This window comes from Labrys sp. LIt4, assembly GCF_017813775.1.
Taxonomy (GTDB): domain Bacteria; phylum Pseudomonadota; class Alphaproteobacteria; order Rhizobiales; family Labraceae; genus Labrys; species Labrys okinawensis_A.
Genome location: NZ_JAGIPY010000004.1, coordinates 254,707 through 278,332, shown reverse-complemented (window position 1 = coordinate 278,332; position 23,626 = coordinate 254,707). Strand labels below are relative to the sequence as shown.

Genomic DNA, 23,626 nt, shown 5'->3' with positions numbered 1-23,626 from the left:
ATGGCATGGAACGTCAGCGCGTCCGCCGATAATGCAGGATCACCGCGCCGGTATCGAGCGAGCGGTTCTCGATCAGGTCCAGCCCGAGCTTGGGCAGGCCGGGCTCGAACAGGCGCTTGCCGTCACCGAAGATCGTCGGCGTCACCATCAGGCGATATTCATCGACGAGATCGCGGCTGATGAGACTGTTGGCGATGCCGGCGCCGCCGAAGCAGTAGATGTCCTTGCCCTGAAGGCTCGACTTCAACGTGCCGATCGCGGCGGCAAGATCCGCCCCCGCCAGGGTGGCGTTCCAGCCAGGATCGCCCGACAGCGTGGAGGATACCACGGTCTTGGGCAGGCGGTTCATCACCACGGCATGGGCAATGCCGGCGGCGGGGCTGGAGGGATCGGTTTCGGCCGGGCTCCAGAAGTCCTTGTTGAACAGGAAGTTGACGCGGCCATAGACGAGATGCCCGGCCCGCTCCAGGGCATAGCCGGACCAGTGGGTTTCCAGGTCACCCGACCAGGCCGGCGGCACGAAGCCGTTCGGGCCCTCGATATAACCATCCAGACTCGTGAACATCGCCAGCACCAGTTTGGTCATCGTCATTCCTCCCATGCATACCAGTTGCAATAAGCAAGCAGTTGCTTTCTAACTCAACTGATCCTATTTTGCAAGCGGTCAAGGAGCGAGATGATGAATGCAGGTCATCGGTCGGGTTGTCCGATCAATCTGACGCTGGAAATGCTGGGCGATCGCTGGAGCCTGATCGTCATCCGCGACGTGATGTTCGGCAATCGCCGGCACTATCGCGAGCTCCTGACCCAGTCGGAGGAGAAGATCGCCTCCAACATCCTGGCCGACCGACTCAAGCGGCTGGTCGAGACCGGCCTGCTCAGCCGGCGCGACGATCCCAGCCACAAGCAGAAGGCGATCTACAGCCTGACGGAGCCGTCCATCCAGCTGGTGCCTCTGCTGGCGCATATGGGTGCCTGGGGCCGCCGGTACACGCCGGTTTCGCGCCCCTTGTCGATCCGCGCGCAATTGCTGGAGGAAGGCGGCCCGCCCCTATGGGAGGCCTTCATGGAGGAATTGCGTGCCCTGCATTTGGGCACGCCCGCGCCCGCGCGCTCGGTCCTCGCCGAATTGCAGGCGGCCTATCTGGCCGTGATGGCGCAGGAGGAAGGGACGGCGGCGTGAGGGAGCGATTCACCCCTCATCCCTTGCTGTTGGCCTTGTAGCGCTCGATCGCCTCGAGGATCATCGTCTCGGCTTCCTTGGCGTCGCCCCAGCCTTCGACCTTGACCCACTTGTTCTTCTCGAGGTCCTTATAGTGCTCGAAGAAGTGCTCGATCTGCTTGAGGGTGATCTCGGGCAGGTCGGTGTAGTTGTTCACCTTCTCGTAGCGCCGGGTCAGCCGCGGCACGGGCACGGCGATGATCTTCTCGTCACCGCCGGATTCGTCGCGCATCTTCAGCACGCCGACAGGGCGCACCGCGATCACGGCGCCGGGAATGATTCCGCGCTGGTTGGCGATCAGCACGTCGATGGGGTCGCCGTCATCCGACAGGGTGTGCGGCACGAAGCCGTAATTGCCAGGATAGCGCATCGGCGTGTAGAGGAAGCGATCGACCACGAGCGCGCCGGAATCCTTGTCCATCTCATATTTGATGGGCTCGCCACCGACGGGAACTTCGACGATGACATTCACCTCGTGCGGTGGATTGCGTCCGGTCGAGATCGCTTCGATACGCATCGTAGATCACATCCTGTAAGGCCGGCTCTGGCGCAGGATGCCTCCAGACCCCGATCAGACAGCAGCCTTAGGCGGAACGCGCATGGGTTTCAACCCGAAGATCACAAGAATATGATGCTGGTTTCTCGGGAAACACAGTAAATGGCCGCCCCGTCACGGCAGCGTCACAAGGGAAGCTGGCGCGGCGGCATCCTTCTATGCTTCGAAGACATGCGCCGGCCCGGCCACGCTCAGGCGCACGCGCGTGCCGGTCGGCGGCAGATCGAGGCCCGTGCCGCTGATCCGGAGCCGATTGCCATCGGCCAACTCCACCGTCACCGCCCGCAGGGCACCGCCGAACTCGACGTCCACCACGCTGGCAAAGCAGCCCTGCGCGGTTTCGTCCGCGCTGGGCGTGAACTTGACCTGCTCGGGGCGCAGCATCAGTTCGATGTCGCCGCGCTGGCCATGCGTCCCGGCCGCGAGACGCCCAAGCACGCAATCGACCCAGCCGACCCCAGCCTCTCCCTTCAGCAGGATGGCCTCGCCGAGGAAGAGCGCCGTCTCGCGGTCCCGCGGCCGGCGGTAGAGATCGTGCGGCGCGCCGGCCTGCACCAGCCGGCCCTCGCGCAGCACGGCGACCTGATCGGCGAAGGACAGCGCCTCGGTCTGGTCGTGCGTGACCAGGATGGTGGTGACGCCGGCCGCCTGCAGCAGGGCCGCCACCGCCTTGCGGGTCGCCTCGCGCAGGCCGGTGTCGAGAGCCGAGAAAGGTTCGTCCAGCAGCATCAGCTTGGGCTGGCGCGCCAGGGCCCGCGCCAGGGCCACGCGCTGCTGCTGCCCGCCGGAGAGCTGGTGCGGCCGGCGCTCGAGCAGGCGCGGATCGAGATCGACGGTGCGCATCAGCGCGCGGATGCGGTCTTCCCGGTTCGCCGTCCCCCGCTCCAGGCCGAAGCCGATATTGTCGGCGATGGTGAGGTGGGGAAAGAGTGCGCCGTCCTGGGTGACGAAACCGATGCCGCGCCGGTGCGCCGGCACGATGGCAGGGCCGTCCGCCAGGACGGTACCGTTCAGGGCGATGCGGCCTGTATCCGGCCCCTCGAAACCAGCGATCAGCCTGAGCAGCGTGGTCTTGCCGGAACCGGAGGGACCGACGATGGCGGTGCGACTGCCGGACGCGACCTCCAGGCTGACGCCATCGAGCGCCACCATGGCGCCATAGCGCTTGCCGGCCTTGTCTATACTCAGGAAACTCATTGGCCGATCGATCGTCTGGACTGGTAGTGAAGCAGGAGGGTGAGGGGCAGCGACAGCAGCACCATCAGGAGCGCGAAGGGCGCCGCGGCGACATAGTCTATGTCGTTGGTCAGCGACCAGAACCGGGTCGACAGAGTGACCGTGCCGTTGGGCGCCAGCATCAGCGTCGCGGTCAGTTCGGTGGTGATGCCGAGGGCGACCAGCGCCATGCCGGCGGCGACGCCCGGTGCCGACAGACGCATGGTGACCTGCCAGATCGCCTTGAAAGGCGGCCGCCCCAGCGCCATTGCAGCCCGCTCGAGCTCGACGGGAGCCTGCGCCAGGCTGGCCCTCAGCCCGACCACCGCCCGCGGCAGGAACATCAGGCCATAGGCCAGCAGCAGGGTCGTCATGGTCTGATAAAGCGGCAGGGCGACGCGCACCGTGATCGTCACCAGAGCCAGCGCCACCACCACGCCGGGAAGCGAGCCGACATAATAGTGGCAGGCTTCCAGCACCTTCTGCAGCCGGCCGGGAGCACGTACCGACAGCCAGGCCATCGGCAGGGCGGCCAGCGTGGTCGCAGCCCCGCCGATCAGAGCGAGCCCGAGCGTCTGGACGAGGGCCGTGCCGATATCGCCCGAAGACCAGGCCGCCGCGCCGCCGAGATAGAGCCAGCGCGAGAGCGTCAGCAACGGCACCCCGAGCGACAGCAGGGCGAGGCCGAGCGGCAGCGCCAGCCAGACCAGCGTGCCGCGGCCGAGCCGCGCGCGGGCGGCCGGGCGGGCAGCGCCGGACCCGACGCGGGCATACCGCTCCTGGCCGCGCACCCGGTTTTCGAGCCCCAACAGCACGAGGCAGGCGAGCACCAGCACACCGGCCAGCATGTTGGCGGCGGGGCCGTTATAAGCCGACTGGAACTGGTCGACGATGGCGGTCGAGAAGGTGTCGAACTCGATCATGGCGTAGAGGCCGTATTCGGCGAGGAGATGCAGGCCGACCAGCAGCGAGCCGCCGCAGATCGCCAGCCGCAATTGCGGCAGCACCACCCGGAAAAACACACGCAGGGGGGATTGGCCCAGGCTCGCCGCCACATCTTCGAGCGCCGGGTCCAGCCGCCGCATCTGCGCCGCCACCGGCAGATAGAGGAAGGGCAGATAGGCCATGATCGAAACGAGGACACCACTCCACAGGCCGCGCATGCCGGGAACGAGGCTGATCCAGGCATAGGAATGCACGAAGGCCGGTACGCCGAGTGGCGCCACCGCGAGCCATGACCAGATCCGGGCGCCTGGCAGGTCGCTGCGTTCGGTCAGCCAGGCCAGCGCCACCGCCAATAAGATGGCGATGGGAATGGTGACGGCTTCGAGCAGGACGGTATTGACCAGCAATTCGCCGACGCGCGGACGCACCACCAGTTCATAGACGGTCTGCCAGCCGGTCTGGATGGTGATGAAGATCACGAAGCCGAGCGGCAGCAGGGCGACCAGGGACACCAGCACCGCGGCCACGGCAACCGCATCGCGCCCGGTGAAGCCGGGCGAGGCAAGGCGCATACTGCCGATTTCGGGCTGGGGTGACGAGGATGACACGAGGTGTCCTGAAAAGCGAAGGCCTCCGGCGCGGAGCCGGAGGCGCGATGATGTCAGGTTTGCGACAGCCGCGCCATATCGGTGCGGCGCGGTGTTCCGTCGCTCAAAGCAGGCCGGCCGCCGTCATCAGGTCGGAGACCTTCTTGGAGTTGAGCTGCGCCGGATCGAGCTTGGGGGCGTTGAGATCGGCCAGCGGCACCAGCTTGGGATTGGAGGCGGCATCCTTGCCGACAGCATATTCGAAGGAGTTGCCGGTCTTGAGAATCTCCTGACCGCCCTTGCCGGCAATCCACTTCACGAAGGCCTCGGCTTCCTTCTTGTGCTTGCTGGAAGCGAGCACGCCGCCGCCCGAGATGCTGACGAACGCGCCCGGGTCCTGATTGCGGAAATAATGCAGTGCCACGTTCTTGGAGTTCTCGCCGGTCTTGGCCTGATCGCCGAACCAGTAATACTGGTAGATGATCGCGCCATCGACCTCGCCGTCATTCACGCCCTTCATGGCGATGCCGTTCTTCTTGAACGGCTTGACATTGGCCTTCATGCCTTTCAGCCAGGCGGCGGTGGCTTCCTCGCCCTTCAGGGCCAGCAGGGCGCTGACGATGGCCTGGAAATCGGCACCCGCCGGCGCGGCGCCCCAGCGACCCTTCCAGGCCGGATCGGCCAGATCGAGCAGGGACTTCGGCAGCTTGTCCTCGGTCAGCTTGGTCTTGTTGTAGGCGAACACGGTGGTGCGGGCGGCAATGCCGATCCAGCGGCCATGCGAGGGCTTGAAGGCCTCGGGCACTTCTGCCAGCGTCTCTGCCGAGAGCGGTGCGAACAGCTTGGCGTTGTCGACCAGCACCATGGCCGGCGAATTCTCGGTGAGGAAGACGTCGGCGGGCGACTTGTCGCCCTCCTGCACCAGCTGGTTGCCGAGCTCGGTATCGCCGCCATTGCGCAGCGTTATCTTGATGCCGGTTTCCTTGGTGAAAGCCTCGGCCCAGGCCTTGGTCAGGCTTTCATGCTGCGCATTATAGACCGTGATGCCCGCATCCTCGGCCTGGACGGCCAGGGGAGCAGCGAACAGGGCGGCGGCGAGGGCCACGGCCCCGGCAAGCGCTGCACGGCGATGCGGCAGGAAAACTTTCATCAGAACCTCTATCGGTTGGCTTCAGCCAAGGGATTGATTGAACACCCGATCTCTAGGCTCACCGAGAAGTTCCCGTCAAACTCTTTAGATTAGAATTGGAATTATTAAAAACTACGAGAAGGGATTGTTTACTGCAGGAACAACATTCTCCCTCTCGGGAATGGCGGGAAGAGACCTTCCGTCTGCCCGATATGCATCGAACTAGACATCGAGTTTTCTACCGGCCGACGCGGCCATATCCGGGATTACAAATAGGTAATGGGCGCGACGGCCCCGAAGCCGGCTTGCGTCACGCCGTGGCATGCCTGCCCGTCCCCCAATGGTGGCAACCCGCGGGTCGCCGAACGGTGGCCGTGGAGTTCGAATGGCGGGAATCGAAGGAGCCAGGGGCGGGCCAACGAGCGAGGCGGACAAGCGGTGTTTCGCTCAGGGGCCCCAGGCGAAGGCGATCTTCTGCAGCTTCACTTCGCCGAAGCGCTCCACCATGCTGTCCACGGATTCGCCGCCGAGGCGCCGGTAGAAATCACAGGCCCGCACATTGTCTGCCAGTGCCCACACCACCATGCCCCTGACGTCGTGGCCGTTGAGATCGCGGCGCACCGCGTTGAACAGCCGTTTGCCCAGGCCGATGCCCTGATATTCGGGACGCAGATAGAGCTCGAAGATCTCGCCCTGATAGGGCAGACCGACGGCCCGGTTGCGGCCATAGGTGGCATAGCCCGCGATCACGCCGCCAAAGGACATCACCACGATGCGGGTCTTGCGGTCGATGGCGTAGCGCCACCATTTGGCACCGCGTCGCTCCACCAGGCGTTCGAGCTCCCGGCCCGGAATCACGCCGCGATAGGCATAACGCCAAGCGGCGTCATGCACATCGGCGATGGCGTGGGCGTCGTCCGGGCGAGCCAAACGGATTTCGATGGCGTCGGTGCTCATGGGAAGGAGGATAAGCGGGCGTGGCCGGTTCCTGCAAGTGAATTGCTCGTAGGAAAGCACTTCCCGAAGCAATGCCGGTTGCGGCGGCCATGCCATTTTCCTTCAGGGCCTTGTTTGTACACGCCTTTGTGATTCAGGCGATCCCGCGATCGCAAAGCGCCATGGCGTCGCGCCGCCCCGTCACGGCACACAAATCTGTTGCAAGCCGGGCGCCCAGCCTGTTGAAAGGCCGGGAAAGGACCCGGCATGACTTCTCACCTCGCAAGCGCCCTTCCCGTTCCGTCGGACCATCCCGTGGCGGCCAGCGGAAAGATCGGCGTTCTCCTGGTCAACCTCGGCACACCGGACGCGCCGACCTACTGGCCGATGCGGCGCTATCTCAAGGAATTCCTGTCCGACCGGCGGGTCATCGAGGTCTCGCGCCTGCTGTGGTGGCCGCTGCTCAACGGCATCATCCTGACGACCCGGCCAGGCAAGAGCGGCGCCAAATATGCCTCGATCTGGGACAAGGCGGAGAACGCCTCGCCGCTCCTCGTCATCACGCGGCGCCAGACCGAAAAGCTGGCGCAGACCTTCGCCGCCGAGCCGCGCCTCGTGGTGGATTTCGCCATGCGCTACGGCAAGCCCTCCATCGCCTCGCGCATCGACGCCCTGCGCGCCAAAGGCTGCGACCGCATCGTGATCGTGCCGCTCTATCCCCAATATGCGGCGGCGACCACCGCCACGGTCTGCGACAAGGCCTTCGAGCACCTGATGACCCTGCGCTGGCAGCCGGCCGTGCGCATCGCGCCGCAATGGCATGACGATCCCGTCTATATCGAGGCCCTCGCCAGTTCGGTGCGCCAATCCCTTGCCAGGCTCGATTTCGAGCCGGAAGTGCTGCTCGCCTCCTTCCACGGCGTGCCCAAGAACTACCTGATCCAGGGCGATCCCTATTACTGCTTTGCCATAAAGACGGGGCGGTTGCTGCGCGAGGCGCTCGGCTTCGGCGAGGATCGCTTCAAGATCACCTTCCAGTCCCGTTTTGGCAAGGAGGAGTGGCTCAAGCCCTATACGGACGAGACCGTGGAGGGGCTCGCCAAATCCGGCGTGAAGCGCCTTGCCATCGTGGCGCCTGGCTTCGTGGCCGACTGCCTGGAAACGCTGGAAGAGCTCGGCGAGGAGAACAAGGAGATCTTCCAGCACAATGGCGGCGAGCATTTCGCCTATCTGCCCTGCCTCAACGACAGCCCCGAGGGCCAGCGCGTGCTGGAACATGTGGTCACGCGCGAATTGCAGGGCTGGATCTGATCGCCCTGGGAGGGCGGACGAGGACGTCCGCGCTCCCGGGAAGAACGAGCTATAGCGTTTTGCGATTAGACGGGGTCACCTAGAATCGCAAAGACGCGTCAGAACAATGAGTTAGAGCAAATAAGCGTTCACGCTTGAACGCGCTTTGCTCTAGTGCCGCTCGGCGTTACTTCAAGATGGCGACGGCCCGATCGAGGGCAGGGCCGAAGCCCTTGAGCGAGACGGTAAAGACGAGCGGCTTCACGCTGTCGTCGACCGATTTGGCCGTGAGCTTGAGCTGCTTGCCGGCCTTCAGCGCCGTGACGGTGTTGGCATCGAGCGCCAGCGGCACCAGGCAGCCGGCGGGGATGCAGGTCTTGTAGTTCAGCGGCTTGCCGCTGGTCCCGGCATCCAGGGCGAGGGACACGCCAGCATCGAATTGCAGGCCGAACGGCATCACGAGATTACCGCTGGTGCCGCCATCAGCCGTGGGGTTCAGCTCGACAGCCAACACGCGCTGGCCGGTCTTGGTATCGCTCTGCACCTGCTGGACCGCGCATTGCTTGGCGTTGTTGACGACATTGCAGAGCACGCGCCAGTCCTCATAGCTCTCCTGGATGGAAGAGGCCCCGCCGGGCAGCGGCGATTTGGCGGGCGCGGCGTCCTGGGCCTGAGTCTGGGCCTGGGCGGCACTCACCAGAAGGGCAAAAGCGAGACTAAGGCTGGTCTTCAGCATCGATTCCTCACGGCAGAAGGGCATCATGCCCGATGAGGGCAATGGCCGCAGCCATGACACGAATATCGGCGTCTGGCGATAGGCTCCGGCGGAAAATCGCGCAGCTTTCGACGCTTGAATGCCGTAACGGTAGGATAGCACGCCCCAGCCCCCGGCAGCCGGCCCTTTCTCCTTGACTCGTCCCGGTTTCGCGATCCAACTGACCGGGGGACATCCCACGCGAGGTGACGACCATGGACGTCGACAAGGCCATTGCATTGGTTTCCGCGGCCGGTATCGAACTCACCGATCGGCGCCGCAACGGCAACGATGACGGCTGGTCCCTCAGCTTCTCCAACGGCGCCGCGTTGGAGGTCGGGGACGATGGCAAGGTTTCCGCCTCCGGCAAGGGCGCCGAGGCGGTCGCGAGTCTGCTGGGACCGCAGGCAAAACCCGCCGGGAGCTAGCCAAAGCCCCGCGGCGGCTGCAGTTTCATGTGAAGGCCTTCATTTTGCCGGCTCATAACCGTCGGTGAGCGTGCCGAGGAAGGCCACGACGTCGTCGATCTCGGCCGGCGTCAGGGCCGGTTCGTCGCCGGCCTTGCGATCGAAGGGCGGATCCGTGTTGATGTTCGCCTTCGCCGCCTCGGGCAGATCGTCATATTTGTCGATGCCGCCATCGGCCTTGCGCGGGTACCAGCGCTCAGGCCGGGTCTCGCGCTCGACATAGAAACGCACGGCATCGCGCAGGGAATGCACGGCGCCGTTGTGGAAGAAGGTCTTGCGCAAGGCGACGTTGCGCAGGGTGGGGGTGCGGAACAGGCCGCAATAATCCTCGCGCTTCAGGAAGTCGGTGCGCAACGGGCCGCACAGTCCCAGATCGTGATAGCTGGGATCCTTATTGGCGGGAATGTCGGGGTTGCGCGGCACCGCGAGCGCGATCTGGCCGTAATCGGTGAATTGCGGCGGCGTACCGTCATTGCCGCGCTGGCTGATGTGGCAGGAGGCGCAATTACCCTTGTCCGCCGCGTTGAACAGGTCGAGCCCTCGCGCTTCCTGGGGAGAGAGTTCGGCCTTGCCGGCCAGCACCGCGTCATATTTGCTCGAATAGGGATAGAAGGTCCGGTAGTCCTGCTGGAACACTTCCAGCGCCTTCAGGGCCGTCTTGTAGACGAGGCCCGGGTCGCCGGCCGCCTTCGGCCCGGCAATGGCGGCGATGGCCTTGCCGTGCCCGGCGGCGAGCACGCGGCGGGCCACCTCCGCGCCATCCCGATTGCCCATCTCGAAATCGGAGAGCAGCGGGATTTTGGCCTGATCCGCACCGCGATCGACGCGCCCGTCCCAGGTCAGGCCTCCCGTGGGGCCATTGTCGACGCTCTCGTCGGCCTCATCCTCGGAATCGTAGAAATGCTCGGTGAAGGGCGGCACCACCTGCAGATATTTCAGCGACGGCACGGCGCGCACGCCCGGCTGGTGCATGTCGCCGCCGCCGAGCTGCACCGCATGGTCGTTCGCCGGCCCGAAGGCATGGGCGGGATCGTGGCAGGAGGAGCAGGCAAGCTTGCCCGACCCCGACAGGGAAGGATCGAAAAAGAGGGTACGGCCGAGTACGCTCAGCGCCTGCGCCTGCTGGCGCGCCTGGGCGCGAGACATCTCCTGCCCGGCTTGGACGGAACTCATCGCCAGCACTGGCAAGGCGAGCCCCAGAACGCCGCCCAATCGCCTCACACGTCTGTTGCAAAGAAAGCTTATGGCTGCATTCCTTCATTGCGATGGGGGGGTGGTGTCCGCCGCCAGCCCGGCTAAGATGAGAGGCTGCGGGGGACGATAGCAACAAGCAAATCGAGGCAGGAGACCCAGATGCGCATGAAATCGGCGGCGGTCGTGTATGCGTTGAGCCTTTCCATCGGCGCCCTCGGATCGGCATTTGCCGCCGAAAGCACCGGCGGCCAGAAAGCCAAGCCAGCACCCGAAGCGTCCGCAGATCTGAAGCTGATCGATACCGTGGTGGTGATCTATGCCGAGAACCGCAGCTTCGACAATCTCTATGGCAGCTTCCCGGGTGCCAATGGCGTGGCGAAGGCACCGGCAAGCGCGCGCATCCAGCGCGATCGCGACGGCAAGCCCTTCCGCGAATTGCCGCCGATCTGGGAAGGCCTGACCGCCAAGGGCGTGACGCCGCCGGTAACCCAGGCCGAGACCGAACACCTGCCCAACCGCCCCTTCCACGCGGACGACCCCAAGGGCTTCAACCTCGGCTACGGCACCATCACCCGCGACCTCTGGCATCGCTATTACCAGAACCAGATGCAGATCAATGGCGGGCGCAACGACAAGTTCGTCGCCTATGCCGATTCGGGGGCCCTTTCGGTCAGCTTGTGGGACGGCTCGAAAACCGCCATGTGGAAGATTGCCCAGAAATATGTGCTGGCCGACAATTTCTTCATGGGCGCCTTCGGTGGTTCCTTCTTCAACCATCAATGGCTGGTGTGCGCCTGCGCGCCCTATTACCCCAATGCCGATACCGCTCCCGCCAAGCCCTCGATCGCCGTGGTCGAACCCGACGGGGTGACGCTCAAGGCCGCCGCCAATTCGCCGAAATCGGCGATGGACGGCATCCCGAAATTTGCCGGCGACGGCAATCTCACGCCCGATTTCTATGCCGTGAACACCATGCAGCCGCCCTATCAGCCGAGCGGCAACGAGCCGGCGAAGGATGGGGACAAGGCGTTTGCCGATCCCGGCAAGCCGACGACGCTGCCGCCCCAGATCGAACCGACCATCGGCGATCTCCTCAGCCTCAAGCATGTGAGCTGGGCCTGGTATGGCGGCGCCTGGCAGGACGTGCTCGACCACGGCAACAAGACGCCGATCCCGAACTTCCAGTATCACCACCAGCCCCTGAACTATTATGCCAGCTTCGCACCGGGCACGGAGGCCCGGGCCGAGCACCTGCGTGACGGCGGCCTGGCGGGCGTGGAATTCATCAAGGCGATCGACGCCGGCAAGCTGCCGCAGGTGTCCTTCTACAAGCCGCAGGGCGACCTCAACGAGCATTCGGGCTATGCCGACATCCAGGCCGGCGATGCCCATATCGCCGATGTGATCGCCCATCTCGAGAAGAGCCCGCAATGGCCGCATATGCTCGTCGTCGTCACCTATGACGAGAATGGCGGCCTGTGGGACCACGTCGCGCCGCCCAAGGGGGACCGCTGGGGCCCGGGCTCGCGCATCCCGGCGATCATCGTCTCGCCCTATGCCCGCCGCGGCTTCGTCGACCACACCCCGATGGACACCACCTCGATCCTGCGTTTCATCACGCGCCGCTTCGAACTGCCGACCCTGCACGGCATCACCGTGCGGGACACGGCGATGGCAGCCCGCAAGCAGAGGCCTCTCGGCGACCTGACGAGTTCGCTGGTGTTGAAGGACAAGTGAGGGCGGCGGCCTATCGCGACTGCATCGAATGAAGCGCGACTATCCCTCCCCGGCTTCGGGGAGGCCGCGCGCACAGTTTGTGCACGCTGAACGAGAGCAGCGAGATCGGGCGGGAGAGCGGCGCGAGTTCGCTCTTAACGGCCTGTTCCACGCCCCTTTTCTTCCAAGTCGGAGAGGCAATTGATCATGCGCCATAGCGCGGGATATTCGACGACAAGGCCGAACTCGCTCACGCTCAACTCGGCCTGATATTCGTGCAGCGGGGAGCTGTAGTCATAGGTATTGGCATCCAGCCGCCGGTAGACCTGCGGCAATGCCTTCACGCTCCAGTCTTCCGTATCCAGCCACACTGCTACTGATTCTGACTGCCGGCCCTTTTCCAAATTCATTCGACGGATCGCATTGGTATTGCTGGCCGGGGTGAAGCCAAGGTCTATGTCCACCAGCCCGCGAAAATCCACGTTCTTTTCGCCATTGACATACCAGTGCCCATCCGCTGCCCGCTCGATCAGGATGTGAATATCCCGCGACCCTATCCAGCCACCGATGGTTGCTTTCCGGCTCAACCACGATCGATCGCAATTCAGGCGATAGGCCAAATTCGCAGCGTCCCCTTGATGATCGAAAACCGCGTTACCCGCGATATCCCAGCCATCGTCGCATTCGACAATTCGACAAGCGTCATGCCCTTCAAGGTCCAGGCGCTTCCAGAGGATTGAAGGCATTGGATCTCCTTCCTCGACCTCACCGCTTTTCTAGCCCGCCAGCGCCAGGAACCTTTCGACCTCCTCCTCCTTCGTCGCGAAGGAGGTGACCAGGCGCACGAGGTCGGCATCGGCAGCGGGCCGCCTGTCGGCCGGGAGGCCGTGGACGGGCCATTCGTAGAGGCGGGCGCCGGCCTGTCTCAACCTGGCGATCACGGCTTTCGGCAGGATGGCGAAGACTTCGTTGGCCTGCGTCTCGTAGCCGAGCCGGTGGCCCGCCGCGACGAGGCCTTGCGACAGGGCGCTCGCCATGGCATTGGCGTGGCGGGCGAGATCGAGCCAGTGATCCTTCTCCAGCATGGCCAGGAACTGGGCGGCGATCGGCCAGGCCTTGGAGACGACATGGCCGCTGCGCTTTCGCAGCCATTCGATCTCGACGGCCTTCTCCGGTTCGAACAGCAGGACAGCTTCGGCCACCAGGGCGCCGTTCTTGGTGAGGCCGAAGGCGAGGGCATCGACACCCGCTTTCCAGGTGATGTCGGCGGCGCTGTTGCCATCGGCCTTTTCGAGGAAGGCGAAGGCATTGGCGAAGCGTGCGCCGTCCATATGCACCTTGAGACCGCGTGCCCTGGCGATGTCGGTCAGGGCGGAGATTTCGTCCCGGCGATAGACCGTGCCGCTTTCCGTCGCCTGGGTGATCGACAGCACGGCGGGCCGGGGTATGGCGGAACCGGAGCCCGAGCCCCGCGCCAGCGCGGCCGTGAGCCCGGCCGGCGTCAGCTTGCCGCCGGCGCCGGCGATCGGCACCAGGCGCGCACCCTGGGTGAAGAACTCGGGCGCGCCGGCCTCGTCGCCGACGATATGCGCCTCTTCATAGGCATAGATGGCGCCATAGGGCGGGCTGAGGGCGCTCAGGGCCAGGGAATTGGCGGCGCTGCCGGTGGCGGCGAAGAGCAGCCCGACCTCGCGGCCGAACAGATCGGCCAGGCGCGCCTTCAATTCGCGGGTGAGATCGTCCTGCCCATAGGCGGGGGCAATGCCATCGGCGCCACGTGCGAGCGCCTCGATGATTCTGGGGCTGGCTCCAGCCCAATTGTCGCTGGCGAAATTCATGCCTTGAAGTAGAGCGCTCCCGCCCTGATGCGCAAGGGCAAACAGGAAACGGCAGGCTCGACGGCGGCTAGAGCAAAGCGCGTTAGACGAAAACGCTGTTTTGCTCCGGCTCTTTGGTTCGACGCGTCTTTGCGATTCGAGATAATTCCGTCTCATCGCAAAACGCTTTAGCGTTCCCAGCCTCGGCCGCGCGGCCAGGGCAGCAGCACGAAACCCGTAAGGCCCGCCGCCAGCAGGGCCGATATCACCAGGAAGGCCGGCAGCAGCGGATCGCCGCCCCGGACGGCTGCCAGCGCTCCTGCCAGCCCGGTCAACCATTGCATCAGGGCTACGCCGAGGAACACGGCCGTGTTGAAGAGCGCGAAGGCGCGGCCGGCGACCTCCTCGGCATAGGCGGCGCGGATATCGGCATATTGCAGGATGAAATAGCCGGTCAGGAAACCGAGCAGGACCACCAGCGCGACGTCGACGACGCCCGACCCGGACAGGGCCAGGATAGCAAAGGCCAGGACATAGGCGGCTGCGCCGGCGATGATCCACAGCCGCCGCCCGCGATTGCCGGTCTTCAAGAGCCCGAAGGCCGGCGGGCCGAGCAGAGCCGCGACCGACGCAGCCAGCATGACGTGGCCGCTGGCCACCAGCCCGTAACCGTGGCGCTCCATCAGCATCGGCACGGCCCACAGGCCGCGCAGGGTCAGGAAGGCGGCATAGCCGACGATGCCGAGCAGCAGGATGCCGATCGTATGCCTCTGTGCGAGCAGGGGCCCGATCTCGGCGAAGGCAGCGAGCAGCCCCGGCTGCCTGCGCTCCGGTTTGGTTTCTTGGTCCGAAACCAGCAGGACATTCGCAGCGAGGACGATCGCCGACAAAATGGCCAGCACCAGGAAGCCGGCCCGCCAGGACCAGGTTTCGACGACGAAGGCGAGCGGCGTGCCGGTGATCAGCATGCCGATGCCGCTGAAGCTCAGCACCAGGCCGGAAAGCCGTGCGAATTGCCCGGCCGGATAGCGGCTCGTGATGAAGACGATGGCGCCGAGGAAGGCCGGCGCGCAACCGATGCCGATCAGCACCTGGCTGGCGACGAGCACAGGCAGGCTGGGCGCGAAGACGGACAGGAAGGAGCCGGCACAGGCCAGCAGGAAGGCCGCGCCCACCGTACGGCGCGGGCCGAAGAGATCGAGCGCGACGCCGATCGGAATCTGCGCCATCGCAAAGGACAGGTGGAAGGCGCCGGCGAACAGGCCGATCTCTTCGGTGGAAGCGCCGAACTCCCGCTGCAGCGCGCCGGCGAACAGGGTGGCGACGGTACGGAACGCCTGGCTCATAGCCGCCACCGCCGAGAGGGCCGCGAGCATCGCCCACAGGGGAATCGTGGGGTGCGCCCTGCGATGGCGCGTGGATCGCGGCTGTTTAATCGGCTGGGCTTTGCGAGCTTCGGTCAGCATGGCGCTCTCCTCGCATTGGCTTTGGTTGCCGGTTTATAACCGTCATGATGGTTACAGTGTCGGCCTCCTTGCCTTGACCGTCAACCCCCTTGGGGGTTAGAACGCATTCCTGCGACCCGCTGCGGCGGCCAGCGCCGGGCGGGTACGAGCGGGGAGGGGAGCGACCATGCTGATTTCGCCGGTGCGCGCCGATCTCTGCATCGACTATGCCAATACCCGCTCCTGGCGAGGCCGGGAGAGGCCCATCGAGCGCCTGAACGGCATGGCGGACCTGCTGGCCTGGACGGCGCGGCAGGGCGGCGAGATGCCCCGATTGGCCGAACAGGCGACACGCTGGTCGACGAAGCATCCCGTGGCGGCGGACCGGCTCTTCGACGAAGCCATCGGGCTGCGGGAGGTGCTCTATCGCAGCCTCTGTGCGGTAGCGGAGAAGCAGGCGGTGGCCGAACAGGATTTCAACCTGGTGGCGGAGAAGATCGCTCTGGCGCCGGCGCGCGGCCGGCTGGTACGCTCACATGGGGGCTATGCCTGGGAGATCGGCCCGTTCGAGCCCTCTCTCGCCTATCTTCTCGGATCGGTCCTGTGGTCGGCCGGCGATCTCATTCCCGCCGCCGACCGACACCGCATCCGGCGTTGCGCCAACCCCGAATGCCGGTTCCTCTTCCTCGACGAGAGCAAGAATGGCACCCGTCGCTGGTGCGACATGGCCACCTGCGGCAATCGCGCCAAGGCCCGCCGGCATTACGCCAAGATCAGGCAAGGCGACATCGGCGCGTAGGCCACGCGATATCGCCTCAGGCGAACGAGACCTTCCGGCCGGTCCAGCGGGCGATCAGGGCATCGAGCGAGAAGAAGCCGCCGCCGAACTTGGCGAGATAGAGGGCACAGACCATCCAGGGCAGATGCTCGTTATAATGGTCGGGATAGACGAAGAGCTGGATCACCAGCGCCATGCCGAACAGGCCGAGCCCGCCGAGCCGCGTCGCGAGCCCGACGAGGACCAGGATAGAGAACACGCTTTCGCCCAGCAGGGCCAGATGGGCGGCGAGCTCCGGCGGCAGCAGCGGCAGCTTGTATTCCTCTTGGAAGAGATAGACGGCGCTGTCCGACAGGGAGAACAGCGTGCCGTCGGCCACCTTGGTGCGGGCCGACCACCAGAACACCCGGAACAAGGCGATGCGGGCGATCAAGGCGATCAGCCAATGCGGGATAAGGGCGAAGAGACCGATGAGGCGATCCACCAGCCCTGCCGAGGCCGGATCGGGGGATGCGAATGTCGTGCGGGTCATGGCAACACTCTCCGGCTGTTCAGATCTGGAAGCGGCAGGCGATGCCGGCCGCAACCAGCCCCGCAATGGCGGCGGCTAGGTTGAAATCAGGGGTTTCGGCAAAAGCGGCCTCCGCAGCCGCCTCCAGAGGTTGTCCGGCCAACAGGGTGGCCAGGAAGGCGTGGCCGCCCGGCGGCAGGATCTGTACCTCCACATCGAGGTGGGGACGGGTCACCAGCACGTCTTCGCCGGACCAATCCGTGATCTCCCGCGCCTCGCCGCCGGCATTCATCTGCCAGATCGTCGCCACCGGAAAGGCCGAACGAAGGAGCCGCATGGCCGGATGGGTCTCGACCCGCACCTCGTGCAACCGCGCGGGATCGAGGGCGGTGAGCGCCGATGGCGGGGCCGGCTCGGCATCGGCGGCGTGATAGGCCTGGGCACGGGCGATTTCCAGGCGCATCACATCGGGCAGATAGGGAACCTCCCGCGCCGGCTCGAAGGTTTCGGTGAAGGCCGGCAGGTCATCGCCATAATCGAGAAGGAGCGGTGAGCGCGGCGGATGCTGGCGCGCAAAGCCGATGGCCAGGGCGCGGAAGAAATCGGCACCAACGATGGCGATCGAAGCGGGAAAGCGGCTCTCCAGCGCCGCGGCGAGGCCGAGCGCGACATTGTCGCGATAGACCGCGAAGCGCCGGTGCGGCGCCACGCCGTTATGAGCGGCAAGCCCCGCGGGCAGCGCGGCTGCGGGATCGAGCACGGCCAGGCGAAACGAGGATTGGGTGTCGGCGAGCATCAGGCGGCCCTCGCCCTGATGACGCGCGACATCGCCGCCTCGGCGAGCGCCGCCTCGCGGGCCAGCACCGGCCAGTCCGGCACGTCATTGTCCCATTCGATCAGGGTCGGCAGCCGCCCGGTCAGCGCGATCACGCGTTCATACAGCGCCCAGACCGGATCGGCGACCGGCCGGTCATGGGCGTCGATCAGCAGCGGCGCGCCCGCGTCGTCAACCGTCTCGGCATGGCCTGCGAGATGGATCTCGCCCACCAGGTCGAGCGGGAAGCGATCGAGATAGGCTTCCGCCGAGGTCGCGTGATTGGTGGCGGAGACGAAGACATTGTTGATGTCGAGCAAGAGGCCGCAGCCGGTCCGCCGGGCGATCTCGCGCAGAAAATCGGTCTCCTCGATGGTGCTCTCCTCGAACAGGAGATAGGTCGAGGGATTCTCAAGCAGCATGCGCCGTCCTAGCGCTTCCTGCACCTCGTCGACATGCGCGCAGACCCGCTGCAAGGTCTCGGGCGTATAGGGCACGGGCAGGAGATCGTTGAGGAAGACCTCCTCATGGCTCGACCAGGCCAGATGCTCGGAAAAACTCGCCGGGCTGTAGCGCTGTTCGAGCGCCTTCAGCCGGGCGAGATGGTCCTTGTCGAGGGGCCGCGCCGCGCCGATGGACAGACCGACGCCGTGCAGCGACAGCGCGTAGCTTTCACAGATGGCCCGAAGCTGTGCATGCGGCGGGCCGCCGGCTCCCATGTAATTCTCGGCATGGACCTCGAAGAAGCCGATTTCGGGCCGGGTGGCGAGAATGGTCTCGACATGCTCCGGCTTGAGCCCGGCGCCGGCGCGCAGTGGCAGTCTCGTGCGGGCGGGATTGTTCATGGCGCTCTCCGAGAAACCGAGGGAAGGCGGGAACCGCCGCGACGAGTCGGCGGCTCCCCTGGCGCTAGGCGCTATCAGCTCTTGACCGGCGTCAGCGAGCCCATGCCCTTCGGCGTCTTCATGGTGACGCAGCTTCCCTTCGGCACCAGCTTGAAGGACTGGCCGTCATAGTCGATCGTCGAGGTGCCGGCGCAGGAATGCGCACCGGCGGCGCAATCATTCTGCCCCTTGAGGGCGACGCCGTAGCATTTTTCCTTGGAGTCGTCGGCCTTGGCGGGAGCCGACAGCAGAGCGGCGGCGCTGGCGACGGCACCGGCGAGAGCGAAGGCGGTGCTGGCCTTGGTGAACATGGACATGGGAGTTTCCTTCTGTTGGCTGGAAGGCGGAAACGGCTTGTTGCCGCTCCGCATGGCCTTGACTATGACCGGCCCCGGTATCGGAGCCAAATCAAGTGAGCGTGCCGAAAACCACACTTTTTGCGCTAAAACATGTGATTCCAGCCGCTGTAACGATATTCGTCGCTGCGGCGTAAGTTGTTACCCGTCGGATTTGAAGGAAATGCTGGCGACGCGCTTTCCGGTGCATGGACGTCCCGCCCCATCGGCGCCGACCCCGGGGCTTTGGGGATGGTCGATCTGAAGATCGACCCACCCAAAGAGCGCCAAACTCCGCAAAGTCGACGCCTATGGGCGTCTCGCCCGTATTTTCCTTTGAGGAAGCAAGATGCCTCCAAGAGCGCCTCCAAGAGCGGGCCGTCCCCGCGTAGCCGCAATACGCTCCGGCATTGACAGTGACGGCTCTTGCTCCGATATAGCCAGCGTTCCCGACAGCCCGCCTCTCCTCAAGGAGGATCAGACATGGCCGCCCTCTCCGACCTCGCCGAAAAGCCGCACCAGGCCGGCGCCGTCCGCACCGTCTTCATCGACGGCGAAGCCGGCACCACGGGTCTCGGCATCCGCGAGCGATTGGCGTCGGTAGCGGGCGTTGCCCTGCGCAGCATCGCGCCCGAATTGCGCAAGGACGTCGCGGCGAAGAAGGCGCTGCTGGCCGAGGTCGACCTCGTGGTGCTCTGCCTGCCCGACGCCGCTGCCAAGGAAACCGTGGCGCTGATCAGCGAGCTCGACGGCAAGAAGCCGAAAGTGCTGGACGCCTCGACCGCCCATCGCGTCGCCCCGGGCTGGGTCTACGGCTTTGCCGAATTGGCGCCGGGCCAGGCCGAGGCCATTGCCAAGGCGAGCCATGTCGCCAATCCCGGCTGCTATCCCACCGGGGCGATCGCCCTCATCCGCCCTCTGGTCGATGCCGGCGCGATCCCGCCGGATTATCCCGTCACCGTCAATGCGGTGAGCGGCTATTCCGGCGGCGGCAAATCGATGATCGAGGCCTATGAGGCCGGCACCGCGCCTTCCTTCGAGCTCTACGGCCTGACGCTGGAGCACAAGCACGTGCCGGAATTGCAGGCCTATACCGGGCTGACCCGCCGGCCGATCTTCGTGCCTTCCGTCGGCAATTTCCGCCAGGGCATGCTGGTCTCGGTGCCGCTGCATCTGGACACGCTGCCGGGCAAGCCGAAGGCAGCGGACCTCCACGCCATCCTCGCCGCCTATTATGCCGGCGCCAGGCTGGTGAGCGTCGAGCCGCTGGACGGCGCAGCCAAGATCGAGGCGGAAGCACTCAACGACACCGACCGGCTCGAGCTTCGCATCTTTCCGCACGAGGCCCATCGCCAAGCCGTGCTGGTGGCGAGGCTCGACAATCTCGGCAAGGGCGCTTCCGGGGCGGCGGTGCAGAACATCCAGCTGATGCTGGGCGTCTGAGAGCGGCATCGGCCGCCCTCTTTTCCGTTCCCGGCTAGAGCGCCCTGACAGAATGGGGCGTACCATGCCTTCTCCACGAAGTGGGGAAGGTTTGTCGCGCTTCGTGTTGCCGGGATAACGTGAGATTCCCCTCACCCCGCCAAGACCTGGTCCAGCCAGGCCAGCAGCGCCGCCTCATCGAAACCGGTGCTGGTATCGATATCGAACAGGGGGCCGCGCCTGAGCGGCTCGGCACGCTGCGCCAGCAACGGCAGCTCGGACAAAAAAGCCTGGCCGGGATGGCCGGGATGGCGGGACGACAGGCGCGCGCGATAGCGCTCCACCAGAATGTCCGGCGGGGCATGGCACCAGATCTCCGCCGTGAGGCCGATTCCGGCCCGGGCAAGATGATCTTCCAGGACGTCGCGGGGCTGGAAGCCGAACCAGGCGTCCACCACGAAGGTCATGCCATCCGGCGCGGCGGCGACGATCGACCAGATCGCCTGCGAGCTCGCCCGGCCGAGTTTACGGTTATAGTCGCGATCGCCCACGCCGAGATGGTCGAAGAACGGCTCCTTCACCGTGTCGAGGCCGAGAATGGCCCAGCCGCGCACATCGGCGACGAAGCGGGCGACGGAACTCTTGCCGCTGGCGGGAACGCCGTTGACCAGCACCGCCTTCTTCATGGCACGGCCTTCTTCTCGGGATCGGCCTCCCGCCTGCCGGCCAGGGCGGACCCGATCACGCCGGCATCGTCGCCCAGAGTCGCGGCGGCGACCGGGCATTGATACCAGGCCGACAAGGCGGGCGCGGACTGCAGGGCGAGTGCGGCCGCCTTGCCGAGCCCGCCACCGAGCAGAACCAGTGCCGGGTCGAAAGCCGCCACCAGGCTGTCGATGGCGGCCCGCAGCGGCTCGGCCCAGGCTCTGATCACGGCCTCGGCCCGCCTGTCCCCTTCGAGGCGCAAGCCGAGCAGCTGCCCGGCCGTCATGTCTGCGGGCAGGCCGGCTTCGCGGATATGCCGCCCCAGCGCCGTGCCGGAACTGGTAGTCTCCACGCAGCCGCGTCGGCCGCAGGCACAGGGCAGGCCGCCGACATCGACGGTGACATGGCCGAACTGGCCGGCGCTGCGCTGGCCACGCAGCACCCTACCATCCAGCGCCACGGCGCCGCCGATACCTGTTCCGATCGTCAGCATCGCCACATTGGCGGTTCCCCGCGCCGCGCCTGCCGCCATCTCGCCGACCAGCGCCATGTTGCAATCATTGTCGATGAAGATCCGCTTGCCGGTACGCTGCGCCAGCGTGGACGCCAGCGGCAAGCTCGACAAATCGACATAGCCGCCGGAAAGCACCTCGCCGCGCAGGGCATCGACCCGGCCGGGAACGCCGATGCCGACGCTGTCCACATGAGGATTGTCGAGACGGCCGATCATCTCGACCAGCCTGTCGACGAGGGCAACGGGCTCCGCCACGCTACGCTCGGCGAACCATTGCAGGATCTCGCCTCCGGCCGCCACACGCGCGGCCCGGAGATTGGTGCCGCCGATGTCGATGCCGATTGCCTCTGGCTCTGCTGGCATGGCCGGTTTCTCAGGCGGCCTGCGCCTTGGCGAAATGTCGTTCGATCACCGCCTGGATCTCGCGCAGGCGCGGCACGGCGATGTTGCGCAGCCTGTCGGCCTGCGCCGCCCGGTCGAGCGAGATGCAATCCTTCCACAGCGCCCGGCCGGCGATCACGCCGGATGCACCATTGCGCATGGCAGTCTCGACCTGGCCGAGGAAGGTGGCGTGGTCGACGCCGGCCGACAGCACGGCCCAGGGCACGTTGCCGGCAAGGCGGGAAACCGCCGCGCAGGCCTCGGCATGGCCGGGAAACGGCAGCTTCAGCACCTTCGCGCCGAGATCGAGGCAGATGCGCGTGCCCTCCACCACCAGCTCCGGGACCTTGGCCGCATAGTCCTCGCGGCTTTCGCCCTGCAAGTCATAGGTGAGGAACTCCACCACCAGCAGCAGATCCTCGCGGGCGAAATCCTCGATGCAGCGGCGCAGGATCTCGATGTTGTGCGTGTTGGCCTCGGGCCTGTCCGCCCTGAGATAGACCATGATCTTGCCGCCGGTGCCGCCGAGTTCCCGCACGCGGCGCGCATCGACGCCGGGCACCAGGCGCGAAAGGCGATAGCCCTCGGGCGAGCGGTCGAAGCCGGAGGCGTCGAGCCCGATCAGCAGCGCGACGTCCCGCGCCAGCACGCCATCATCCACCACTTTGGGCACCGCGCAGAGCGGATCGAGCAGCACGCAGGACGCCTCGTTGGCGAGGTGGCGCACGATGTCGGCCTTGGTCTCGCCCAGCATGGCATCGCTGATCGCCGCCTGTTCGGCCGGATCGCTCGCCAGGATGGTGCGCATGCCGCCGCGCTGGTCGCAGGCGATCACCGTCATGGCGCCATTGCCGCCGCAGATCTGCCGGTAGCCGCGATATTCCGCCGTCGTCATCGCCGCCATGGCGCTCTCTCCCCTTGCGCGGCTGCCTCGATCGCGGCCGTTGCTTGTTTCCTGTCGAGCGGGTAGCGATCTTGCCATGGCGGGCGTGGGACCGGCCAGCGATGCTCTTCCCACTGCGTCGTCATGTATGTAACATATTTCTGAAAGGAATTGCAAACTGCCGGACACCTCGCCCAGTGACGCCACGGCCACCCGCAAGACGCTGCATATGGTGGCGCGCCTTCATTACGAATCCGACCTCTCCCAGGTCGAGATCGCCCGGCGCCTCGGCCTGTCGACGGCCACCATCTCGCGGCTGCTGCGCCGGGCGCGGGAGGAAGGCATCGTCCGCATCGAGATCCGCGATTTCACAGCTCCCGAGGATCTGACCCGCAAGCTCGTCGAGACCCTCGGCCTGCGCAAGGCGGCCCTGGTGGAGACGACCGAGGTCGGGCTGCTGGCGGCCCTGGCCCAGCCCGTCGGCACGCTCTTGAAGGAGGCGGGGCTGAAGGACGGCTCGGTGCTCGCCATCGGCTGGGGCCGCGCCATCCGCGAGGTGATCCGCGCCGGGCTGCCCAGCATACCGGGCGTGATCACGGTGCCCGCAACCGGCGGCATGCAGCAGCCGGCGCCCCATTTCCAGATCAGCGAATTCGTAAGGCTGGCGGCCGAACAGCTCGGCGGCACGCCCCAATTCATCCACGCGCCCTATCTGCCGTCGCAGGAATATCGCGACGCCTTCGTCAATGATCCCACCATTCGCGATCAGATCGCCCTATGGGACCGCATCGATGCCGCCCTGGTGGGGGTCGGCCTGCCGCATGGGGTCGATCCCGTGCATGCCGGCGCCGCCACCTCGAGCGAACGCGCCCTGGTACACGCGGCGGGCGACGTGATCCGGCATTATTTCGACGAAGACGGCTATCTCGTGCCCTGGGACGGGGATGAGCGGCTGATCGCGGTGTCGCCCGAGCAGTTGCGGGCTGTTCCCCTCGTCATCGGCGTGGCCGTTTCCCCCGCCAAGGCGAAGTCGATCATCGGCGCTGTGCGGGCAAGGCTGATCAATGCGGTGGTGACCGATACCGCCACGGCCGAAACCATGCTCGCCTTGCTGCGAAAATAGAGC

25 protein-coding genes are annotated in these 23,626 nt (G+C 65.8%); 7 read left to right on the top strand and 18 right to left on the bottom strand.

What is annotated here, in order from left to right:
* Positions 1 to 13: 13 nt before the first annotated feature.
* Positions 14 to 586: a dihydrofolate reductase family protein gene (locus J8I29_RS09645; protein WP_209431476.1), complete on the bottom strand. Its 573-nt coding sequence runs from the start codon at positions 584 to 586 to the stop codon at positions 14 to 16.
* 93 nt (positions 587 to 679) lie between these two features.
* Between J8I29_RS09645 and J8I29_RS09640 the strand changes: the two genes are divergently transcribed.
* Entirely contained in the window at positions 680 to 1,183 is a 504-nt protein-coding gene (locus J8I29_RS09640) for a helix-turn-helix domain-containing protein (protein WP_209431475.1), read from the top strand.
* A 16-nt stretch (positions 1,184 to 1,199) separates the two neighbouring features.
* On the opposite strand, the gene ppa is transcribed toward J8I29_RS09640, so the two are convergent.
* From ppa to J8I29_RS09615, 5 genes are all read right to left on the bottom strand, one after another.
* Positions 1,200 to 1,739, bottom strand: coding sequence for an inorganic diphosphatase (ppa, locus tag J8I29_RS09635; protein WP_105861026.1), 540 nt, complete (start codon positions 1,737 to 1,739; stop codon positions 1,200 to 1,202).
* Positions 1,740 to 1,934: 195 nt separating this feature from the next.
* Entirely contained in the window at positions 1,935 to 2,975 is a 1,041-nt protein-coding gene (locus tag J8I29_RS09630; protein ID WP_209431474.1) for an ABC transporter ATP-binding protein, read from the bottom strand.
* Positions 2,972 to 4,510 carry an iron ABC transporter permease gene (locus J8I29_RS09625; RefSeq protein ID WP_209431628.1) on the bottom strand — a complete coding sequence of 513 codons (1,539 nt, stop codon included), beginning with the start codon at positions 4,508 to 4,510 and terminating at the stop codon, positions 2,972 to 2,974. Before J8I29_RS09625 ends, J8I29_RS09630 begins: the two co-directional genes overlap by 4 nt.
* 139 nt (positions 4,511 to 4,649) lie before the next feature.
* Positions 4,650 to 5,675 carry an iron ABC transporter substrate-binding protein gene (locus tag J8I29_RS09620; RefSeq protein ID WP_209431473.1) on the bottom strand — a complete coding sequence of 342 codons (1,026 nt, stop codon included), beginning with the start codon at positions 5,673 to 5,675 and terminating at the stop codon, positions 4,650 to 4,652.
* 426 nt (positions 5,676 to 6,101) lie between these two features.
* The gene (locus J8I29_RS09615) at positions 6,102 to 6,611 is read right to left on the bottom strand and encodes a GNAT family N-acetyltransferase (RefSeq protein WP_105861022.1); all 510 of its coding nucleotides are present in this window, start codon (positions 6,609 to 6,611) and stop codon (positions 6,102 to 6,104) included.
* Positions 6,612 to 6,857: 246 nt separating this feature from the next.
* On the opposite strand from J8I29_RS09615, the gene hemH reads away from it, so the two are divergent.
* Positions 6,858 to 7,901, top strand: a complete 1,044-nt coding sequence (gene hemH / locus J8I29_RS09610; protein ID WP_209431472.1) for a ferrochelatase — start codon at positions 6,858 to 6,860, stop codon at positions 7,899 to 7,901.
* Positions 7,902 to 8,067: 166 nt separating this feature from the next.
* Here hemH and J8I29_RS09605 read toward each other — a convergent pair whose 3' ends face one another.
* On the bottom strand, positions 8,068 to 8,616 hold the full coding sequence (locus tag J8I29_RS09605) for an invasion associated locus B family protein (protein WP_181161032.1): 549 nt from the start codon (positions 8,614 to 8,616) through the stop codon (positions 8,068 to 8,070).
* Positions 8,617 to 8,849: 233 nt separating this feature from the next.
* Between J8I29_RS09605 and J8I29_RS09600 the strand changes: the two genes are divergently transcribed.
* On the top strand, positions 8,850 to 9,062 hold the full coding sequence (locus J8I29_RS09600; RefSeq protein WP_209431471.1) for a hypothetical protein: 213 nt from the start codon (positions 8,850 to 8,852) through the stop codon (positions 9,060 to 9,062).
* Between the two features lie 39 nt (positions 9,063 to 9,101).
* Here the strand turns inward: J8I29_RS09600 and J8I29_RS09595 are convergent, their stop codons facing one another.
* Complete coding sequence (locus J8I29_RS09595; RefSeq protein ID WP_209431470.1) at positions 9,102 to 10,274, bottom strand: cytochrome c peroxidase; 1,173 nt, start codon at positions 10,272 to 10,274, stop codon at positions 9,102 to 9,104.
* A 186-nt stretch (positions 10,275 to 10,460) separates the two neighbouring features.
* Here J8I29_RS09595 and J8I29_RS09590 point away from each other — a divergent pair, with 186 nt between their 5' ends.
* Entirely contained in the window at positions 10,461 to 12,032 is a 1,572-nt protein-coding gene (locus J8I29_RS09590) for an acid phosphatase (RefSeq protein WP_209431627.1), read from the top strand.
* 134 nt (positions 12,033 to 12,166) lie between these two features.
* Here the strand turns inward: J8I29_RS09590 and J8I29_RS09585 are convergent, their stop codons facing one another.
* From J8I29_RS09585 to J8I29_RS09575, 3 genes are all read right to left on the bottom strand, one after another.
* A complete protein-coding gene (locus J8I29_RS09585) occupies positions 12,167 to 12,757 on the bottom strand; it encodes a putative glycolipid-binding domain-containing protein (protein ID WP_209431469.1) in 591 nt (196 codons plus the stop codon).
* 30 nt (positions 12,758 to 12,787) lie between these two features.
* Complete coding sequence (locus tag J8I29_RS09580; RefSeq protein WP_209431468.1) at positions 12,788 to 13,849, bottom strand: beta-eliminating lyase-related protein; 1,062 nt, start codon at positions 13,847 to 13,849, stop codon at positions 12,788 to 12,790.
* Between the two features lie 167 nt (positions 13,850 to 14,016).
* Positions 14,017 to 15,294 (bottom strand): MFS transporter, encoded by a 1,278-nt coding sequence (locus J8I29_RS09575; protein WP_209431467.1) that lies wholly within the window; start codon positions 15,292 to 15,294, stop codon positions 14,017 to 14,019.
* Positions 15,295 to 15,460: 166 nt separating this feature from the next.
* Here J8I29_RS09575 and J8I29_RS09570 point away from each other — a divergent pair, with 166 nt between their 5' ends.
* The gene (locus tag J8I29_RS09570) at positions 15,461 to 16,072 is read left to right on the top strand and encodes a CGNR zinc finger domain-containing protein (RefSeq protein WP_209431466.1); all 612 of its coding nucleotides are present in this window, start codon (positions 15,461 to 15,463) and stop codon (positions 16,070 to 16,072) included.
* A 16-nt stretch (positions 16,073 to 16,088) separates the two neighbouring features.
* Here the strand turns inward: J8I29_RS09570 and J8I29_RS09565 are convergent, their stop codons facing one another.
* The 4 genes from J8I29_RS09565 to J8I29_RS09550 all read right to left on the bottom strand — a co-directional run bounded on the left by J8I29_RS09565 (position 16,089) and on the right by J8I29_RS09550 (position 18,577).
* Positions 16,089 to 16,583, bottom strand: a complete 495-nt coding sequence (locus tag J8I29_RS09565) for a DoxX family protein (RefSeq protein WP_105861016.1) — start codon at positions 16,581 to 16,583, stop codon at positions 16,089 to 16,091.
* A 19-nt stretch (positions 16,584 to 16,602) separates the two neighbouring features.
* Positions 16,603 to 17,358 (bottom strand): DNA-binding domain-containing protein, encoded by a 756-nt coding sequence (locus J8I29_RS09560; protein ID WP_209431465.1) that lies wholly within the window; start codon positions 17,356 to 17,358, stop codon positions 16,603 to 16,605.
* Complete coding sequence (locus tag J8I29_RS09555; RefSeq protein ID WP_209431464.1) at positions 17,358 to 18,221, bottom strand: DUF692 domain-containing protein; 864 nt, start codon at positions 18,219 to 18,221, stop codon at positions 17,358 to 17,360. The genes J8I29_RS09560 and J8I29_RS09555 overlap by 1 nt, the downstream gene beginning before the upstream one ends.
* Positions 18,222 to 18,295: 74 nt before the next feature.
* The gene (locus J8I29_RS09550; protein ID WP_105861013.1) at positions 18,296 to 18,577 is read right to left on the bottom strand and encodes a DUF2282 domain-containing protein; all 282 of its coding nucleotides are present in this window, start codon (positions 18,575 to 18,577) and stop codon (positions 18,296 to 18,298) included.
* A 501-nt stretch (positions 18,578 to 19,078) separates the two neighbouring features.
* On the opposite strand from J8I29_RS09550, the gene argC reads away from it, so the two are divergent.
* On the top strand, positions 19,079 to 20,038 hold the full coding sequence (argC, locus tag J8I29_RS09545; RefSeq protein WP_209431463.1) for an N-acetyl-gamma-glutamyl-phosphate reductase: 960 nt from the start codon (positions 19,079 to 19,081) through the stop codon (positions 20,036 to 20,038).
* 131 nt (positions 20,039 to 20,169) lie between these two features.
* On the opposite strand, the gene J8I29_RS30005 is transcribed toward argC, so the two are convergent.
* From J8I29_RS30005 to J8I29_RS09535, 3 genes are read right to left on the bottom strand one after another with little or no spacing between them, the layout of a single operon-like run.
* On the bottom strand, positions 20,170 to 20,703 hold the full coding sequence (locus tag J8I29_RS30005) for an AAA family ATPase (protein ID WP_245196826.1): 534 nt from the start codon (positions 20,701 to 20,703) through the stop codon (positions 20,170 to 20,172).
* On the bottom strand, positions 20,700 to 21,599 hold the full coding sequence (locus J8I29_RS30000; protein ID WP_245196825.1) for an ROK family protein: 900 nt from the start codon (positions 21,597 to 21,599) through the stop codon (positions 20,700 to 20,702). The genes J8I29_RS30005 and J8I29_RS30000 overlap by 4 nt, the downstream gene beginning before the upstream one ends.
* Positions 21,600 to 21,609: 10 nt before the next feature.
* Positions 21,610 to 22,521, bottom strand: coding sequence for a tagatose-bisphosphate aldolase (locus J8I29_RS09535; RefSeq protein ID WP_209431462.1), 912 nt, complete (start codon positions 22,519 to 22,521; stop codon positions 21,610 to 21,612).
* Positions 22,522 to 22,729: 208 nt separating this feature from the next.
* Here J8I29_RS09535 and J8I29_RS09530 point away from each other — a divergent pair, with 208 nt between their 5' ends.
* Positions 22,730 to 23,623 carry a sugar-binding domain-containing protein gene (locus tag J8I29_RS09530; protein WP_209431461.1) on the top strand — a complete coding sequence of 298 codons (894 nt, stop codon included), beginning with the start codon at positions 22,730 to 22,732 and terminating at the stop codon, positions 23,621 to 23,623.
* Positions 23,624 to 23,626: the final 3 nt, after the last annotated feature.

What these genes read in the sequence shown, in the direction of transcription:
- J8I29_RS09620 (WP_209431473.1), bottom strand. Translation starts at nt 5,675, where the DNA reads ATGAAAGTTTTCCTGCCGCATCGCCGTGCAGCGCTTGCCGGGGCCGTG.
- J8I29_RS09595 (WP_209431470.1), bottom strand. Translation starts at nt 10,274, where the DNA reads ATGAGTTCCGTCCAAGCCGGGCAGGAGATGTCTCGCGCCCAGGCGCGC.
- argC (WP_209431463.1), top strand. Translation starts at nt 19,079, where the DNA reads ATGGCCGCCCTCTCCGACCTCGCCGAAAAGCCGCACCAGGCCGGCGCC.
- J8I29_RS09555 (WP_209431464.1), bottom strand. Translation starts at nt 18,221, where the DNA reads ATGAACAATCCCGCCCGCACGAGACTGCCACTGCGCGCCGGCGCCGGG.
- J8I29_RS09625 (WP_209431628.1), bottom strand. Translation starts at nt 4,510, where the DNA reads ATGCGCCTTGCCTCGCCCGGCTTCACCGGGCGCGATGCGGTTGCCGTG.
- J8I29_RS09565 (WP_105861016.1), bottom strand. Translation starts at nt 16,583, where the DNA reads ATGACCCGCACGACATTCGCATCCCCCGATCCGGCCTCGGCAGGGCTG.
- J8I29_RS09640 (WP_209431475.1), top strand. Translation starts at nt 680, where the DNA reads ATGAATGCAGGTCATCGGTCGGGTTGTCCGATCAATCTGACGCTGGAA.
- J8I29_RS09575 (WP_209431467.1), bottom strand. Translation starts at nt 15,294, where the DNA reads ATGCTGACCGAAGCTCGCAAAGCCCAGCCGATTAAACAGCCGCGATCC.
- J8I29_RS09605 (WP_181161032.1), bottom strand. Translation starts at nt 8,616, where the DNA reads ATGCTGAAGACCAGCCTTAGTCTCGCTTTTGCCCTTCTGGTGAGTGCC.
- ppa (WP_105861026.1), bottom strand. Translation starts at nt 1,739, where the DNA reads ATGCGTATCGAAGCGATCTCGACCGGACGCAATCCACCGCACGAGGTG.
- J8I29_RS09535 (WP_209431462.1), bottom strand. Translation starts at nt 22,521, where the DNA reads ATGGCGGCGATGACGACGGCGGAATATCGCGGCTACCGGCAGATCTGC.
- J8I29_RS09645 (WP_209431476.1), bottom strand. Translation starts at nt 586, where the DNA reads ATGACCAAACTGGTGCTGGCGATGTTCACGAGTCTGGATGGTTATATC.
- J8I29_RS09615 (WP_105861022.1), bottom strand. Translation starts at nt 6,611, where the DNA reads ATGAGCACCGACGCCATCGAAATCCGTTTGGCTCGCCCGGACGACGCC.
- J8I29_RS09570 (WP_209431466.1), top strand. Translation starts at nt 15,461, where the DNA reads ATGCTGATTTCGCCGGTGCGCGCCGATCTCTGCATCGACTATGCCAAT.
- J8I29_RS09585 (WP_209431469.1), bottom strand. Translation starts at nt 12,757, where the DNA reads ATGCCTTCAATCCTCTGGAAGCGCCTGGACCTTGAAGGGCATGACGCT.
- J8I29_RS09600 (WP_209431471.1), top strand. Translation starts at nt 8,850, where the DNA reads ATGGACGTCGACAAGGCCATTGCATTGGTTTCCGCGGCCGGTATCGAA.
- J8I29_RS30000 (WP_245196825.1), bottom strand. Translation starts at nt 21,599, where the DNA reads ATGCCAGCAGAGCCAGAGGCAATCGGCATCGACATCGGCGGCACCAAT.
- J8I29_RS30005 (WP_245196826.1), bottom strand. Translation starts at nt 20,703, where the DNA reads ATGAAGAAGGCGGTGCTGGTCAACGGCGTTCCCGCCAGCGGCAAGAGT.
- J8I29_RS09550 (WP_105861013.1), bottom strand. Translation starts at nt 18,577, where the DNA reads ATGTCCATGTTCACCAAGGCCAGCACCGCCTTCGCTCTCGCCGGTGCC.
- J8I29_RS09530 (WP_209431461.1), top strand. Translation starts at nt 22,730, where the DNA reads ATGGTGGCGCGCCTTCATTACGAATCCGACCTCTCCCAGGTCGAGATC.
- J8I29_RS09630 (WP_209431474.1), bottom strand. Translation starts at nt 2,975, where the DNA reads ATGAGTTTCCTGAGTATAGACAAGGCCGGCAAGCGCTATGGCGCCATG.
- J8I29_RS09560 (WP_209431465.1), bottom strand. Translation starts at nt 17,358, where the DNA reads ATGCTCGCCGACACCCAATCCTCGTTTCGCCTGGCCGTGCTCGATCCC.
- J8I29_RS09590 (WP_209431627.1), top strand. Translation starts at nt 10,461, where the DNA reads ATGAAATCGGCGGCGGTCGTGTATGCGTTGAGCCTTTCCATCGGCGCC.
- J8I29_RS09580 (WP_209431468.1), bottom strand. Translation starts at nt 13,849, where the DNA reads ATGAATTTCGCCAGCGACAATTGGGCTGGAGCCAGCCCCAGAATCATC.
- hemH (WP_209431472.1), top strand. Translation starts at nt 6,858, where the DNA reads ATGACTTCTCACCTCGCAAGCGCCCTTCCCGTTCCGTCGGACCATCCC.